10 protein-coding genes are annotated in these 15,964 nt (G+C 64.5%); 3 read left to right on the top strand and 7 right to left on the bottom strand.

The window, feature by feature from the left end; translation table 11 throughout:
- Window positions 1–58 precede the first annotated feature (58 nt).
- From AC1RUR_RS12400 to AC1RUR_RS12375, 6 genes are all read right to left on the bottom strand, one after another.
- A complete protein-coding gene (locus AC1RUR_RS12400) occupies window positions 59–3,964 on the bottom strand; it encodes a beta strand repeat-containing protein (RefSeq protein WP_492844246.1) in 3,906 nt (1,301 codons plus the stop codon).
- Window positions 3,965–4,575: 611 nt separating this feature from the next.
- Entirely contained in the window at window positions 4,576–5,373 is a 798-nt protein-coding gene (locus AC1RUR_RS12395; RefSeq protein WP_492844243.1) for an enoyl-CoA hydratase/isomerase family protein, read from the bottom strand.
- A 47-nt stretch (window positions 5,374–5,420) separates the two neighbouring features.
- Window positions 5,421–6,620, bottom strand: coding sequence for a pyridoxal-phosphate-dependent aminotransferase family protein (locus AC1RUR_RS12390; RefSeq protein ID WP_492844241.1), 1,200 nt, complete (start codon window positions 6,618–6,620; stop codon window positions 5,421–5,423).
- 178 nt (window positions 6,621–6,798) lie between these two features.
- A complete protein-coding gene (locus AC1RUR_RS12385; protein ID WP_492844239.1) occupies window positions 6,799–7,665 on the bottom strand; it encodes a hypothetical protein in 867 nt (288 codons plus the stop codon).
- 329 nt (window positions 7,666–7,994) lie between these two features.
- Window positions 7,995–9,278 carry an MFS transporter gene (locus tag AC1RUR_RS12380; RefSeq protein ID WP_492844237.1) on the bottom strand — a complete coding sequence of 428 codons (1,284 nt, stop codon included), beginning with the start codon at window positions 9,276–9,278 and terminating at the stop codon, window positions 7,995–7,997.
- Window positions 9,279–9,332: 54 nt separating this feature from the next.
- Window positions 9,333–10,535: a pyridoxal-phosphate-dependent aminotransferase family protein gene (locus AC1RUR_RS12375; protein WP_492844235.1), complete on the bottom strand. Its 1,203-nt coding sequence runs from the start codon at window positions 10,533–10,535 to the stop codon at window positions 9,333–9,335.
- A 133-nt stretch (window positions 10,536–10,668) separates the two neighbouring features.
- Between AC1RUR_RS12375 and AC1RUR_RS12370 the strand changes: the two genes are divergently transcribed.
- The 3 genes from AC1RUR_RS12370 to AC1RUR_RS12360 all read left to right on the top strand — a co-directional run bounded on the left by AC1RUR_RS12370 (window position 10,669) and on the right by AC1RUR_RS12360 (window position 14,906).
- Window positions 10,669–11,406, top strand: coding sequence for a GntR family transcriptional regulator (locus tag AC1RUR_RS12370; RefSeq protein ID WP_492844234.1), 738 nt, complete (start codon window positions 10,669–10,671; stop codon window positions 11,404–11,406).
- Window positions 11,407–11,509: 103 nt separating this feature from the next.
- Window positions 11,510–14,485 carry an FAD-binding and (Fe-S)-binding domain-containing protein gene (locus AC1RUR_RS12365; protein ID WP_492844233.1) on the top strand — a complete coding sequence of 992 codons (2,976 nt, stop codon included), beginning with the start codon at window positions 11,510–11,512 and terminating at the stop codon, window positions 14,483–14,485.
- Window positions 14,478–14,906, top strand: coding sequence for a GlcG/HbpS family heme-binding protein (locus AC1RUR_RS12360; RefSeq protein WP_492844231.1), 429 nt, complete (start codon window positions 14,478–14,480; stop codon window positions 14,904–14,906). Before AC1RUR_RS12365 ends, AC1RUR_RS12360 begins: the two co-directional genes overlap by 8 nt.
- A 184-nt stretch (window positions 14,907–15,090) precedes the next feature.
- Here AC1RUR_RS12360 and AC1RUR_RS12355 read toward each other — a convergent pair whose 3' ends face one another.
- The gene (locus AC1RUR_RS12355; protein WP_492844229.1) at window positions 15,091–15,873 is read right to left on the bottom strand and encodes an enoyl-CoA hydratase/isomerase family protein; all 783 of its coding nucleotides are present in this window, start codon (window positions 15,871–15,873) and stop codon (window positions 15,091–15,093) included.
- Window positions 15,874–15,964 lie beyond the last annotated feature (91 nt).

Raw genomic sequence — 15,964 nt, 5'->3', positions numbered from 1 at the left:
AATGACGCGGGCCCCCGTGGGGGCCCGCGCCTGAAACCTCGATCCCGGTCGCGACGGTCTACACGACCAGTATGTCGTGCTGGTTGAGCAGCACGCCGCTCTGGACGCTGACCAATGCGACCGCCGCGCCTTGCGTCCCGTCAGCGCTGTAATAGAGCGTCTGGTTACCCGTATCGAAATGGAACTGGGAGAAGCCCGAGAACACATTGTCGCCCGAGGTCTCGAACGTGACGTCCGTCCCCGCCGTCAATCCGCCGCCAAAACCGCTCGCAGAGACGGCGATGCGATCGTGCTCGGTGGTGTTGTTGAAGTCGCCGATCGCGCTCGGACCGGACGGCTGAAGGAAGGCGAAGGTGTCGTTGCCGCCGCCGCCGGCCATGGCATTGCCGCTGGCCGTGGCGATCAGGACGTCGTTGCCGCCGGCTCCGCTCATCGTCTCGGTCCCGTTGGTGGCGATCAGGATGTCATCGCCGCCCGTGCCGGACAGCGCGGTCGCGCCGGCCGCGTTGTTGACGACGGTCGCGGTTGCGGTGTTGGACGAGGTCGTCGTGCCGTCGAAGGTCGTGTAGCTGAACGAGCCGCCGAGCGTCGCGTCGTCGGTGAAGAAGGCATCCCCGAAATTGACGGCATTGCCGCCGGAGCTCGCCGTGATACTGCCGAGCGAGAGGTGGTCGATGGTGTCGGGGTCGGTGTCGTTCAAGGCGAGAGCCCAGTTGGGGATCTCGACCGTTGCGCCGGTGCCGACATCGGTGATGACCGTCTCGCTCGTCGCGGTCGGCGCGTCATTGGTGCCGTTGATGGTGACGGTGATGTCCTGCGTGGTCGATCCGCCATTGTTGTCGGCGATCGTCACCAGATAGTCCTGGGTCAGCGTCTGCCCCTGCGCCAGGAACTGGATGTCGGCGTTGTCGACCGTGAAGTGCCAGCCGACGGATCCGGTGCCGCCGGCCTCGCTGACCGGATCGAGCGAGAACGTGCCGACATAACCGCTGCCGTTCGGCAGGAAGCTCGCGCTGTGCGTATCCCCCGTCTCAGCGTCGGAGAACGACAGCGAGCCTGCCGTCGATTCGGTCGCGGGTCCCGTCGCGGGACTGACGTTGACGGAATCCAGGATCATGCCGGTGGCATCGTCCGCATAGGCAAACAGCAGCTGCGTCGACGACAGCGAGGCGTCGCCGATGAGATCGAAGGAATAGTGGTTGATGCCAGCCGGCACGTGACCAAGCGACAGGATCGTCGCTCCGTCCCACGAGACGGAGAACGGCGTGTTGGAGCCCTCTGGATCGCCCACGATGTCGAAGCTGACGAAATAGTGCTGGCCGGGCGTGGTCGCGACGTTCTGCGACAGCGTTTCCGGACCGCTCGTCGGCAAGAGCTCGACCGAATAGTGGCCGAAGCTGCCGCCGAACTCGAGCTGCGCGACGTGGATGAGGCCGCTGCTCGCCGACCAGTTGGCGAGTGTGCCGGTCTCGAAATCGCCGTTGAGGATCACCGGCGGGCCGGCGTCCTCGGTGACCGCTCCGCTGACATTGGCTGCCGTAACCAGCGGCTTGTCATTGGCGCCGGCGATGTTGAAGGTGAGCGTGGTGGAAGCCTGATGGCCCTGGCCGTCATCGACCGTGAAGGTGAACTGGTCGGTGACGTTGTCGCCAGCGAGCAGCGCGTCGACCGATGAATCGGCGACGTAGCCATAGGAGCCGTCGGTGTTGAGCACCAGCGTTCCATGCGCCCCGGCCACCGAGTGGCCGACATTGGCGGCGCTGCCGTTGACCTCGGTGACGGTCCGCGGCGTGCTCAGATCGACCGGCTGGTTGACGTCGAAGATGGCACCGCTTGCGATGGCCGTGCCGGCATCGGGGGCGACCGTATCGGATGCGGCAATGGTCACCGGTGTCAGGACCAGCGGATCGGCCGCACCGTCGATGGTGACGGTGACGATCTGGGTCGAATTGGTGAAGCCGTCCCAGACGTTGACGTCATATTGCACCGTCAGCGTCTCGCCGACGCTGAGGAAGTCGAGATCGGCATCGGCGATGCTGAAAGTCCAGTCAATGCTGCCGATGCCGGTTCCCGTGGAATCATGCAGCACCGTGGAGAGCGCCGACTGGAGGTCCACCAGCGTCTGGCCCGGAACGACAAAAGCATTGGCCGACCACACCGCCGAATCCAGCACCACGCTGACCGAATGCGTGTCCGACAGATCGACGTCGTTGAAGCTCAGCGTTCCCGTCGGCACCGGGCTCGTGGTGTCCGGCGACTGTGAACCGGTGACGCCCGGCTGCTCGGACAGCGAAGCGGATTCCGGTCCGCTCGTGATCGCCGGCGCGTCGTTGGCGCCGGTGATGACGACGGAGACGGTCTGCGTCGAATTGGTCGAGCCGTCGGCGACCTTGATGATGTAGTTCACCGTCAGCGTCTCGTTGAACGCAAGATAATCGAGGTCCTTGTCGGGAATCGCAAAATTCCAGTCGATGCTGCCAGAGCCGGTGCCGGTGGAATCGTTCAGCACCGTCGTCAGCGCCGCGGCGAGATCGGCCTGCGTCGCCGCCGGCGGCGTCGGCCCGGAGCTCGAGTCCAGCGTGACCGTCACCGTATGCGTGTCGCTGGTGTCCTGGTCGGTGAAAGCGAGCGTGCCCGCGGGGGTCGTCGGCGTCGTATCGAGCGCAGACGAGCCGGTGGTGGCATCCTGCTCGGCCACGGTGGAGGATTCCGGTCCGCTCGTGATCACGACCGGATCGTTGACGCCGAGGATGGTGATGGTGACGTCCTGGGTCGTCAAGCCGCCGTGACCATCGTCGACCGCAACGTGATAGACGAGCTTGAGCGTCTCGCCGCCGTTGAGGAAATTGGCGGAGGAATTGGGGAACGCGAAACTCCAGTCGACCTCGCCGATCAGATGGCCGGTCGAATCCTGGAGCGAGGTGCCGAACGCGGCCAGCAGCTGCGCGTTGGTCAGGGGTATCGCACCGCCGCCCGAGCGGGTCGCGGTGACCGTCGTCGAGACGGTGTGGGCGTCGGCGAGATCGATGTCGGTGAAGACCAGGCTGTCATGGGCGGTGAGATTTCCGCCCGGATCGACGTTGTCACCCTCGACGAGCGCGGCCGATTCCGGGCACGACAGGAACACCGGCTTGTCGTTGGTGCCAACCACGGTGACCGTGACGGTCTGGGTCGAGACACCGCCGGCGTGGTCGTCGAGCTGAATCGTGTAGGTGATGTCGAGATGCTGGCCTGCCGCGAGATAGTCGAAGGCGAGATCGGGCGCGGAGAACGTGGTGTTGATGGTGCCGGTCGAGGAGCCGGACGTCTTGACGACGTTGTCGACGTGGAAGAACGCCATCAGCTCGGCGTTGCCAAACGGGCCCGGCAGCAGGCCTGCCGTAGCGCCGGATGCGGACACGCCGGTCACGGTCGCGGTGTGGCCGGTGTTGGCGAGGTCGTCGTCGGTGAAGTTGAGCGCGACGTGAACCGTGTCGGGCGAAAGCGACAGCGTCTGGTTGGTCTGCTCGGTGACGGTCGCGGCCGTCGTCATGTTGATCACAGGCTTGTCGTCGGTGCCGGTAATGGTGATCTTGACGGTCTGGATCGCGAAGCCGCCATGGTTGTCGGCGACCTTGACGTCGTAGACCAGGACCAGCGTCTGGTTCTTGGCGAGGAAATCGAAATCCTGGTCCTGGTCGCTGAAGCTCCATTTGAGCTGGCCGTTGCCGTTTGAATCACTGAGAATCTGCGACTGCATCGCGGTCTGGAAATGCGCCAGCGAGGCCGCAGGAACGACCGTTCCGCCCGATACCGCCGCGGAATGCAGCGTCGCGGTCGTCGTATGGGTGTCGGTCTTGTCGCTGTCCTTGAAGCTCATCGTTCCCGACAGCGTGTGCAGCGTCGTTGAATCGTTGAGGTTGGCAAATTCGGTGAAGCTGCCCGTCGCGGATGACGAGGTGAAAACCGGCGTGTGGTTGGTCATGGAAAAATCCCTGCCTGCGTTGCCATGAAGGCGCCGCCGCATGGCGGCGCGGCGACGTGACTAATCGGTCTGAGAAATCAGACGTGACTCGACGGTCTTGACTCAAGATTCCCGGTAAGGGTCTTGGCTTTGGGGTCTTGGCCTAGGGTTCTCGGCTTAAGAGCTTTGGCGTGTTCGCAAGGCCGTGCCTGGCGTCGGGATGGTCAGCAGCAATGAAATTTCTGGCGCGGCTCGCGTCGTCGAAAACTAGTTCGCTACTTCTGCAGTCCAATTTCAGTTCAATGACACCGGCTTCCGTAGATCGGCCGGGACGCTTCACACAATCCAAGTTGCCCAATTCGACGGGCCTCAAATCACCCGGCCGATCCGCTGTCTCAAAAAACGAGACAGTGGAATGCAACCTCCACGATCTTATGCCCGAGCTCGTCGCGCCGTCAACGTGAACGCGCAGGCGCGCACGCACACACGCAACTGCGGTTCCGGAGCACGGAACCGCTTGACAGATTTGCGACAATCGAAGCCGGGCTGGGCGGCCGACGATTGACGTCGGCGATCGCGTCCGCCTGTTTGCACCGCATCGACCAGCGGCGCAAAAAGGCAAAAGACCTGCGTTACCTGCCCTTCCAGACGGGCGTGCGCTTGTTGAGGAAGGCGTCCATGCCCTCGCGGAAATCTTCGCTCATATAGGCCTTGAGGATCAGGTCCTCGCCCTCTTCGCGCGACAGCGTGCGGCGAATACGGCGGACCGCTTCCTTGGTCGCCTCGAGCGTGAGGGGCGCGTGGCTTGCGACCAGCTTTGCGGTCTCGTCGGCACGGCGCTGCAGCGTTTCGACATCCGGGACGATCTCGGTGAGCAGGCCGAGCGCCAGCGCTTCCGGCGCCTCGACCAGACGCGCCTTGAAGATCATATCCTTGGTGCGCGCAGGTCCGACCAGCGAGACGACGCGGCTGATGTTGGACATCGACAGGCAGTTGCCGAGCGTGCGCGCGATCGGAAAGCCGATCCGCGTCGTCTCAGTCCCGATGCGGAGGTCGCAGCAGGCCGCAATGCCGGCGCCGCCGCCGGTGCAGGCCCCGGCGATCGCAGCGATCACGGGCACGCGGCACTGTTCGAGCGTGCCGAGCACGCGGTCGATGCGGGCCTCGTAGTCGAGCGCGTCCTGCGCGGTCTTGAACGCACGGAACTGGGAAATGTCGGTGCCGGAGGCGAACGCCTTGTCACCGGCGCCGGTCAGGATCAGCGCCTTGATCGAGCGGTCGGCGTTGATCTCCTGACAGATCTCCGCCATGCGGTCATACATGGCGAAGGTCATTGCGTTGCGCGCCTGCGGGCGGTTGAAGGTGATCCGCGCGATGCCGTCCGTGACGGAGTAGAGCAGGTCTTCGTTGGTCGTCGTCGGTGCGTTCATCGCGCGTTCTTTCAGTTCACAGGAGTTACTTCAGGCCACCTGAGCGTTCAAGCGACCTGGGCTTTGGCCATCGGCACCACGTCGCGTCCCTTCAGGACGTCCATGGCCGCCAACACGCCGCCGCTCCGGTGCGGGATCTTTGCAAGATCCAGGCCCATCTCGACGCCGGCGAGCGTACCCATCAGCATCAGATCGTTGAAATGGCCGATATGGCCGATGCGGAACACCTTGCCCTTGACCTTGTTCAGGCCGGTGCCGAGCGACATGTCGAAGTTTTCCAGCACCACCTTGCGGAAGGCGTCGGCATCGTGCCCCTCGGGCACGCGTACGCCGGTCAGCGCCGGCGAATGCGCGGCGGGGTCGGCGCACTGCGTCTCCAGGCCCCAGACCTTGACCGCGGCACGCGTCGCCGCGCTGTGGCGCTTGTGGCGAGACCAGACGTTCTCCAGCCCCTCCTCTTCCAGCATCTTGACCGCTTCACGCAGGCCGTAGAGCAGATTGGTCGCGGGCGTATAAGGGAAGGTGCCGAGCTTGTTGAAGGAGATGACCTCCTGCCAGTCCCAGTAGGAGCGCATGCCGGGGTTGGCCTTGGCGACCGCAAGCGCCTTCTCCGAGACGGCATTGAAGCCGAGGCCGGGCGGCAGCATCAGGCCCTTCTGAGAGCCGGCGACCGAGACGTCGATGCCCCACGCGTCATGCTCATACTCCATCGAGCCGAGGCCGGAGATGGTGTCGACCATCAGCAGCGCCGGATGTTTTGTGCGGTCGAGGATCTTGCGCACTTCCGCGGGCGGCGTCACGCAGCCGGTCGAGGTCTCGTTGTGCACGACGCAGACCGCCTTGATCTTGTGCTGCTTGTCGGCGACGAGCCGCTGCTCGATCTCGGCGAGGTCGGCGCCATGGCGCCAGTCGCCCGGGATGAAGTCGACGTCGAGTTTGAACTTGTCGGCGATGCCGCGCCACAGCACGGCGAACTGGCCGGTCTCGCACATCAGGACCTTGTCGCCGGGCGAAAACACGTTGACCATCGCCGCTTCCCAGGCGCCGGTGCCGGACGAGGGGAAGATGATCACGGGCTGCTTGGTGCGGAACACACGCTGCATCGCGGCAAGCACGGCGAAACCGAGCTCGGCGAACTCCGGACCGCGGTGGTCCAGCGTCGGCATGTCCATCGCCCGCAGCACCCGGTCGGGCACGTTGGTCGGTCCTGGAATCTGTAGGAAATGCCTTCCAGTATGCACGGTCATCGGCGTCCTTCCCGGTCTTGCCTTGATTTTGATGGCCGCCGAATAGCACCATTTGACCGGCTTGTCCCCTCTCGGGAGGGTATCGTCAATGCACAAGAAGCAGGGCTGGGGCCGGCCTGGACGGCCTACCGCAGCGCACAAGTATCTACGTTGGCCTGTACGAAGAATCCTCGGGAGACTATTTTTTTCCGCTCCCTCGTGCGCGCTTGCTGACCACGTCAAATACTTTGCTGCCGCCAACCAAGGCGGCAATGACTGTGGTACCGACGGTCATATTCGCACCGGCCCATCCTAGCGCCGCCACGCCGCCGGTTAGGAACGGTATTCTTACCGACCAGTCGATGGCCTCGTCCTGATTCTTAAGCCACCATCTAGTAACCCCTTCGCCAACGCTCTCGACGACCTTGGCCGCCTTCGTTAGCTTTTTCGGTTGACGAGATGTCCCGAGTTCAATCAGCGAGGCTGCAATCTTTGTGAACCCATCTGCAAATATTTGCAGAAGCTCACGCTGCTTCATGTAGTTGCTAAGCCTATCGGGCTCGTTAGGACGTTCGGAGTCCAATTTCTCAATTTCTTCTAACGCCACGCGAGCAAGTGACTGAGCAAGACGCAAGATTTCAGCTTGGTCCTGCTGGATACGCTGGCCAATTTTGACATCAGCGGACATCTCAGTGTGAGAAGCTGGAGCACGATCCACGTCATGGAGCCGCTCATCGGCGACATCAATGATAGCAGTCAACGCGCGCAGGAAATTCGCAAGCTTCGGCCGCCTCCTGTCTCTGACTAGTGTTGAAAAAAAGCTATCGCCCAGACCGGCACGCTGAGCCAATTCGGGATTCGAGACATAAAGGGTCATGCTCGCATTGTTGGCTAGCTTATAGAGCCGGCGACACTCTTCATCCCCGTACGAACCGATTGAGATCACTCTCCTCAATTCTGTTGCTTCCAATCGGAGCGCTCTAACCCTTGCAATCAGGTGCGGCTGATCCGGTTGTAAGCGGGCCGACAGGGGGAAATCATCCGCTCTCTTTTCTGCTTCCGTCAAAATGGTCTCATATACAATGAGGGATACGTCGCGATCGGGAGCTTAGTACTCTCTTGAAAACGGCCTCTTCCGGATTTGCGTGAGCCGAGAGGATATTTCACCACTCTTTGCCTGTCCAAAATGCCTACCGGACCACGAGCGCAACACGCATTGCGACGCGATAAATTCGATGCTTAACCAAAGGACTGATCTCGATCCCTAAAGGCCGGCCCCGATATCGTCCCCTGCGCTCAATTACAATTTACGCGCGAGATCGGGAGGCTCCAATAGCCGACATGGCTGTCTCCCCAGTTATCCAGTAAGAACGCTCTCGGCCCGGAAGCCGCCCCCTATTCCGCCGCCACCACGTTTCCGGACGGCACCCTCCCCTCGGCCTCCGCGAACGGCCGCTCCGGGTGCATCAGGAAGGCCGAGACGCCGCCGAGCAGCAACAGCCCCATCGACATCAGGAACGGCAGGTACCAGTTGCCGGTCGCGTCGATCACAAAGCCCGCGACCAGCGGGGAGACGATGGCGGCGAAGGCCGAGCCGGTGTTCATGAGTCCCGAGGCGGTGCCGGAATATTTCGGCGCGATGTCCATCGGGATCGACCACATCGGGCCGATCACGAGCTCGGCGCAGAAGAAGCCCGCCGACAGGCACAGCGCGACGACGGTGATGTCGTGGACGAACAGGATCGGAAACAGCGAGAGCAGCGCCCCCGCAAATCCCGCAACGGTGACGCTGAGCCGCGCCAGGCGGACATTGCCGGTGCGGTCGAGAATCTTGTCCGACAGCACGCCGCCGACGCTGTCGCCGACCACGCCGGCGAAAAACACGCCGGAGGCGAACAAGGCCGAGTTCTTGATGTCGAGGCTGTAGTTGTTCTTGAAGAACAGCGGCAGCCAGTTGAGGTACAGCCACAGGCACCAGCCGTAGCAGAAATAGGTCAGCGTCACCGGCCACATCCGGCCGAGCAGCGGGCCCCACGGCACGCGTGGCCGCTCGCCGGTCGGGCGCGGCGGCAACGCCGCAAGCTCGGCTTCAGTGATGGAGGCGTGTTCCTTCGGCTCGTTGCGGAAGTACCAGACCCAGATCACGCCCCAGACGAGGCTGACGAAGCCGAGCACGACGAAGGCGCCGCGCCAGGTCAGCCAGAGGATCAGGAGAGCCACCAAGGGCGGCGTCACGGCATTGCCGAGCCGGGCGAAGGAATGGGTCAGCCCTTGCGCGAAGCCGCGGCGGTTCGCCGGCGTCCAGTACTGCATCGCGCGCGTCGCGGTCGGGAATGTCGCGCCCTCGCCGAAGCCAAGTGCGAAGCGCGCGATGAACAGCGCGAAGAGACCGTTGACGAAGCCGGTCATGATGGTCGCCGCCGCCCAGATCATGCCGCACCAGAACAGCGTCTTGCGCGGCCCGAAACGATCGCCGACCCAGCCGCCGATCACCTGGAACAGGAGATAAGGATAGGCGAAGGCCGAGAAGACGAGACCGAGCTGGGTGTTCGACAGGCCCAGCTCCTTCTGGATCTCGCCCGCCGCGGTGCCGATATTCACCCGGTCGACATAGGTGATGAAATACATCGCGCAGAGCATCGCCAGCACGACGTGCGTCGCCTTGAACCTGATACCCATCTCCACCCTCCCTGATTGTCTTTTTATGATTGCCGTCCGCGTGTCCCGCGCGATCTAGGTGCCGACCACCTTCAGGTGCGGCGAGGCGTTGCCCTGCGGGCGCTGCTCCAGCAGCTTCATCGCGACATCGACGCCGCCGGAGCGATGCGGCACGCCCGCAACCGACAGGCCCATCTCCACGCCGGTGAGCGCGCCGAGCAGCGTGAGCGCATTGCATTCGCCGAGATGGCCGATGCGGAAGACCTTTCCGGCGACCTTGGAGAGGCCCGAGCCGAGCGACATGTTGTAATTGTCGAGCACGATCTTGCGGAACTGATCGGCATCATGGCCCGGCGGCATCAACACCGCCGTCAGTACCGGTGAGAATTCTGAAGGCTCCTGGCAGAGCACTTCGAGGCCCCAATGATTGACCGCGGCGCGTGTGGCTGCCGCGAGCCGCTGGTGCCTCGCAAAAACGTTGTCGAGCCCCTCTTCGAGCAGCATCGCGATCGCCTCGCGCAGGCCGTAGAGCAGATTGGTCGCCGGCGTGTAGGGGAAGAAACCCTTGGCGTTCGGCTTGAGCATCTCCTCCCAGTCGAAATAGGAGCGCGGCATCTTGTTGGTCTTGGACGCGGCCAGCGCCTTCTGAGAGATCGCGTTGAAGCCGAGGCCGGGCGGCAGCATGAAACCCTTCTGCGAGCAGCTGACGCTGACGTCGACCTTCCACTCGTCGTGGCGGTAGTCGACCGAGCCGAGCGAGGAGATGGTGTCGACCATCAGCAGCGCCGGATGGCCCGTGCGGTCGATCGCGGCGCGGATCTCGGCGATGCGGCTGGTCGCGCCGGTCGACGTCTCGTTGTGCACGACCATCACTGCCTTGATCGTGCGCGCCTTGTCCTCGGTGAGCTTCGCCTCGATCAATGCGGGGTCGGCGCCACGGCGCCAGTCGCCGGGCACGAAGTCGACCTCGATGCCGAAGCGGCCCGCCATCTGCCGCCACAGGGTGGCGAAATGGCCGGTCTCGACCATCAGCACCCGGTCGCCCGGCGACAGCGTGTTGACGATTGCGGCCTCCCAGGCGCCGGTCCCCGAGGATGGGAAGATCACGACCGGCCCCTTGGTCTGGAAAATTGTCTGGCTGCCCTCCAACACGGTGCGGCCGAGCTCGCCGAATTCGGCGCTCCGGTGATCGATGACCGGCATGTCCATGGCGCGCAGGACGCGCTCGGGGACCGGGCTTGGACCCGGAATCTGAAGGAAATGGCGTCCCTGGTGCATAAAAACCTCCCTGTCGGCGGATTCTGGCCGGCTCTGCCGACTATTTTGCATTCATTTTTTGTCCTTTCAATCGAAATTTGGTATTCGATTGTGGACGTCGACGCGACCAAACGGGCAAACTACTGTGCTGCAAATGAAATCCACGATTCCCGACACCGGGGTTCCGATCACCCCGCCCGCCGCAAACGGCGGCGACCGCCAGGAGGCCTCGCTTCACGGCGAGATCCTGCTGCGGCTGCGCGACTACGTGGTCGAAGGCAACATCCCCGACGGCGCGCGCGTTCCCGAGCGGCAGCTCTGCGAGATGTTCGGCATCTCCCGCACGCCGCTGCGCGAAGCCTTGAAGGTGCTCGCCGCCGAGGGCCTGATCGAGCTGCTGCCGAACCGCGGCGCGCGGGTGCGCCAACTCAGCCAGCGCGATCTCGAGGAACTGTTCGACGTCATGGCGGGCCTGGAAAGCCTCGCCGGGCGCCTTGCCTGCGAGGCCATTACCGATGCGGAAATCACCGCGATCGAGCAACTGCATTACGAGATGTACGGCCACTACCTGCACCGCGACATGCACGGCTATTTCCAGACCAACCAGCGCATCCACGAGAGCATCGTCGCGGCCGCGCGCAACGAGACGCTGAAGACCTCCTACGCCAACTTCGCGGGGCGAATCCGCCGCGTCCGCTACTCCGCCAATTTCGCCCGCAAGCGGCAGCGCTGGGCGGAAGCCATGCGGGAGCACGAGGCCATTCTCGATGCCCTGCGCCGCCGCGCCGGCAGCGAGCTCAGCGACATCCTGTTCCAGCACCTGCGCAACAAGCGGGCGGCCGCCATCGAGCACCTGACCGAGCCCCACGAGGACGCGCCGACCTCGCCTTGAGGCGGTCGGCTTGCTCCTTTTGAATTCATAATATAATCGGTCGTAAACAATAATGAATAACCCAGCAAGGCATAGGCCTCGCTGGGTCAGTCCGGGATCAGGGATGACAAACGCCTCCTCGCTCGAACGGCGCCTGCGGTCGGAATTGACCGGCGACGTGCTGTTCGACCCCTTCAGCCGCGGCCGCTACGCCACCGACGCCTCGTTCTACCAGATCGTGCCCTCAGGCGTGGTCGTGCCCAGGAGCATGGACGAGGCCCTGAAGGCCCTGGCGATCGCTCGCGACGAGGGGCTGAAGGTCACCCCGCGCGGCGGCGGCACCTCGCAATGCGGCCAGACCGTCAATGACGGCCTCGTGGTCGATCTCTCCAAGCACCTGAACCGCATCCTGTCGCTCGACGTCGCGAACCGCACCTGCGTGGTCGAGCCCGGCATCGTGCTCGACGACCTCAACCGCCAGCTCAAAAAGCACGGCCTGTGGTTTCCGGTCGACGTTTCCACCGCGTCGCGCGCCACCATCGGCGGCATGGCCGGCAACAATTCCTGCGGCGGCCGCTCGCTTCGCTACGGCACCATGCGCGACAACACGCTGTCGATGGAGGCATCCCTCGCCGACGGCACGCTCGGCCGCTTCGGCGAGGTCTCGCGCGATCTGTCCGATGTTGACGCGGGCGACAAGGCTCGGGCGCTATTCCGCGACATGCTCGATCTCGGCACCCGCGAGGCCGAGGAGATCGCGGCACGCTTCCCAAAGGTGCAGCGCCGCGTCGGCGGCTACAATCTCGATGCGCTGGTGCCGCGCAACGCGCCCAACAACATGGCGCATCTGCTGGTCGGCTCCGAGGGCACGCTGGCCTTCACCACCAAGGTCGAGCTGAAGCTCTGGCCTGTCATCCGCAACAAGGCGCTGGGGGTCTGCCATTTCGGCAGCTTCTACGAGGCGATGGATGCGGCCCAGCATCTCGTCAAACTCAAGCCGATCGCGGTCGAGCTGGTCGACCGCACCATGATCGCGCTCGGCCGCGACATCGCGATGTTCAGGCCAATCATCTCGGCTGCCATCAAGGGCGATCCGGACGCCGTCCTCGTGGTCGAATTCGCTGAAGAAGATCAGGCCGACAATCTGGCGCGCCTCAAGCAGCTTGGCGAGCTGATGGGCGATCTCGGCTTCGGCTGGAACAACGACACGCGCAAATGGGGCGGCGTGGTGGAGATCACCGAGCCGGCGCTGCAAGGCGGCATTGCCGATTTCCGCGCGGCCGGTCTCAACGTCATGATGTCGATGAAGCAGGAGGGCAAGCCGGTCTCCTTCGTCGAGGACTGCGCCGTGCCGCTGCCGCATCTGGCCGACTACACCGCGCGGCTGAACGAGGTGTTTGCCAAACACGGCACCAGCGGCACGATGTACGCCCACGCGTCGGAGGGCTGCCTGCACGTGCGCCCGGTGCTGAACCTGAAGCTGGAGAAGGACGTCAAGGCGATGCGCGCCATCGCCGAAGAGGCCTTCGCCATGGTGCGCGAATACAAGGGCTCGCATTCCGGCGAGCATGGCGACGGCCTGGTGCGCTCGGAATTTCACGAAGCGATGTTCGGCGAGCGTCTCGTCGCCGACTTCAGGGAGGTGAAGCACCGCTTCGATCCCGACGGCGTGCTCAATCCCGGCAAGATCGTCGATGCGCCGAAGATGGACGATCGCTCGCTGTTCCGCTTCAAGCCCGACTATCGCGTGGGCGAGCTGAAGACGAAACTCGACTGGTCGGCCTATCCTGGCGCCGGCGGCGGTTTCCAGGGCGCCGTCGAGATGTGCAACAACAACGGCGCCTGCCGCAAGCTCGAGGGCGGCGTGATGTGCCCGTCCTACCGCGCGACGCGCAACGAGAAGGACGTGACGCGGGGGCGCGCCAACACGCTGCGGCTTGCGATCTCCGGCCAGCTCGGCCCCGATGCGCTCGCCTCCGACGAGATGATGGAAACGCTCAAGCTCTGCGTCTCCTGCAAAGCCTGCCGCCACGAGTGCCCGACCGGCGTCGACATGGCCAAGATGAAGATCGAGGTGCTGGCCGCGCGCGCCGCCAGCCACGGCCTGACGCTGCGCGACCGTCTGGTCGGGTACCTGCCGCGCTACGCCGGCCTCGCCGCGCGCGTCGCGCCGCTGGCGAATTTGCGCAACCATAGCCCGCTGCTGCGAAAGCTGTTCGAGCGCCTCGCCGGCATCAGCGCGCGCCGGGCGCTGCCCGCCTTCCGCAGCGACGTGTTTGCGCCGCCTGCGGAAGCGGTCGGTCCGGAAAGCGGCCGCGAGGTCGTGCTGTTCGCCGACACGTTCAACCGCATCTATGAGCGCGAAAACCTCGACGCCGCGCTGCGCGTGCTCGCGGCCGGCGGCTATCGCGTGCATTTGCCGAAACCTGTGAGCGGCAGCCGGCCGCTGTGCTGCGGGCGCACCTTCCTCTCGGCCGGTCTCGTCGATGAAGCCAAGACCGAGCTCGACCGGCTGGTGGCCGCCTTCGCGCCGTTTGCCGCACGCGGCGTGCCGATCGTCGGCCTCGAGCCAAGCTGCCTGCTGACGCTGCGCGACGAGCTTTCATCGCTGCGCAAGGATGATGACGCCAAGGCCATCGGTGCCCATGCGCTGACCTTCGAGGAATTCCTGGTGCGCGAGGCTGCGGCCGGCCGGCTGCAATTGCCGCTCGGCACCGTCGCCGAGAAGGCCGTGGTGCACGGCCATTGCCATCAAAAATCGTTCGGCGCCTTCAAGCCGGTCGAGCAGGTGCTGCGGCTCGTGCCCGGCCTTGAGGTCGAGACCATCGAGTCCAGCTGCTGCGGCATGGCCGGCGCCTTCGGCTACGGCGCCGAGACCTACGATGCCTCGATCGAGATGGCCGAGCTGTCACTGCTGCCCGCCGTGCGACGCGCCGACCAGGCGACGCTGGTCGTCGCCGACGGCACCTCCTGTCGGCACCAGATCCACGACGGCACCAAGCGCGAGGCGCTTCACGTCGCGCGCGTGCTGGCGATGAGCCTCGATCGCGCCGAAACGAATTCCACGTCTCTCACTGAAAAGGAACCCAGCCATGGCTGACCTCACGCTCGACACTGCCCGCAAGATCCTCGACGCCGCCTTCGCCAAGTCCACCGAGCTGAAGCTCAAGCCGCTGGTCGTCACCATTCTCGACACGCGCGGCGTGCTCAAAATCGCCGCCGCGCAGGACGGCACCAGCCTGATGCGCGCCGAGATCGCCCACGGCAAGGCCTATGGCGCTCTCGCCATGGGCATGGGCTCGCGCGCGCTGTATCAGCGCGCCCAGGAGCAGGCCTATTTCATCGATGCGGTGAACACGATCGCCAAGGGCGCGCTGGTGCCGGTCCCCGGCGGCGTGCTGATCATGGATGGCACGACCTTGCTCGGCGCCGTCGGCGTGTCCGGCGACACCTCCGACAATGACGAGGCCTGCGCGGTGGCGGGCATCCAGGCGGCGGGGTTGAAGGCAAATGCGGGGTAGTCGTCCCAGAGCGCATCACATTGAACCATCACCGTCACCCTGAGGTGGCCGCTTCTTCAGCGGCCCTCGAAGGGCGACGGCCCGGCTCCATCTCGGCCGTGCATCCTTCGAGGCTCCCGGCGCGATGCCAGACGCACCGCGCCACTCGCACCTCAAGATGACGGATCAAACAGCAGCCCTTCTCTCACCGCCCCGTCCAGACCGGCTTCCTCTTCTCGCTGAACGCCTTCAGGCCCTCTTTCGCGTCCTCGGTCATCGCCAGCAGCGCGATCTGGCTTTCGGTGTAGGCGATGCTCTCGTCGAACGACATCGAGGCGATCGCGCGCATGGCGTATTTGCCGCGGCGGATCGCGGTCGGGGATTTGTCGACGATGCGGCCGATCAGCCAGTCGACCTTGGCATCGAGCTCGGCCGCAGGCACGACATGGTTGAGCAGGCCCGCACCCAGCGCCGCTTTCGCATCGAACGGCTCGCCGGTCAGCGCCCATTCGTTGACGAGGCGCGGCGGGGCGATGCTCTGCAACAGGCTCAGGACCTGCATCGGGAATACGCCGACCTTCACCTCCGGCAGGCCGAAGATGACGTGATCGGCGGCAACCGCCATATCGGTCATGCAGAGCAGCCCCATGCCACCGGCCATGCAGACGCCGCCGACCCGCGCAATCGCCGGTTTGGTGGCGTTCTGTGACAAACGTAACAGATCGGCATAGTCGACATTTGGTCTGGAATGATCCATCGCGAAAGCCGCGCCGGAATTCTGCAGATCGGCGCCGGCGCAGAACGCCTTGTCGCCCGCGCCCGTCAGCACGATGACGCGGACGTCCTTGTCGTCATGTGCGTCGCGATAGCCTTTGGTGATGCCGGCGATGACGTCGCCGTTCAGCGCGTTGCGTTTCTCCGGCCGGTTGATGGTGATCCAGAATGCCTGCCCGCGCTTCTCGGAGATGACGGCTGTGGTGTCGGTCATGGTACGCTCGCTTCCTTGCTCCCGTTTTGCCGCCATTTGCGGCAGGTCGGGCGGCAGGCGCAAGGGCATTCTGCAGCGCGATGTCACCATA

This window comes from Bradyrhizobium sp. GW821-FHT12B03 (assembly GCF_058807535.1).
Note: the sequence above shows the minus strand (reverse complement) of the source record. Positions and strands in the feature narration are given on the sequence as shown.

Coding starts and splice junctions, on each gene's coding strand:
- AC1RUR_RS12365 (WP_492844233.1), top strand. CDS start 11,510: ATGACAAACGCCTCCTCGCTCGAACGGCGCCTGCGGTCGGAATTGACC.
- AC1RUR_RS12380 (WP_492844237.1), bottom strand. CDS start 9,278: ATGGGTATCAGGTTCAAGGCGACGCACGTCGTGCTGGCGATGCTCTGC.
- AC1RUR_RS12360 (WP_492844231.1), top strand. CDS start 14,478: ATGGCTGACCTCACGCTCGACACTGCCCGCAAGATCCTCGACGCCGCC.
- AC1RUR_RS12395 (WP_492844243.1), bottom strand. CDS start 5,373: ATGAACGCACCGACGACGACCAACGAAGACCTGCTCTACTCCGTCACG.
- AC1RUR_RS12375 (WP_492844235.1), bottom strand. CDS start 10,535: ATGCACCAGGGACGCCATTTCCTTCAGATTCCGGGTCCAAGCCCGGTC.
- AC1RUR_RS12370 (WP_492844234.1), top strand. CDS start 10,669: ATGAAATCCACGATTCCCGACACCGGGGTTCCGATCACCCCGCCCGCC.
- AC1RUR_RS12355 (WP_492844229.1), bottom strand. CDS start 15,873: ATGACCGACACCACAGCCGTCATCTCCGAGAAGCGCGGGCAGGCATTC.
- AC1RUR_RS12390 (WP_492844241.1), bottom strand. CDS start 6,620: ATGACCGTGCATACTGGAAGGCATTTCCTACAGATTCCAGGACCGACC.
- AC1RUR_RS12400 (WP_492844246.1), bottom strand. CDS start 3,964: ATGACCAACCACACGCCGGTTTTCACCTCGTCATCCGCGACGGGCAGC.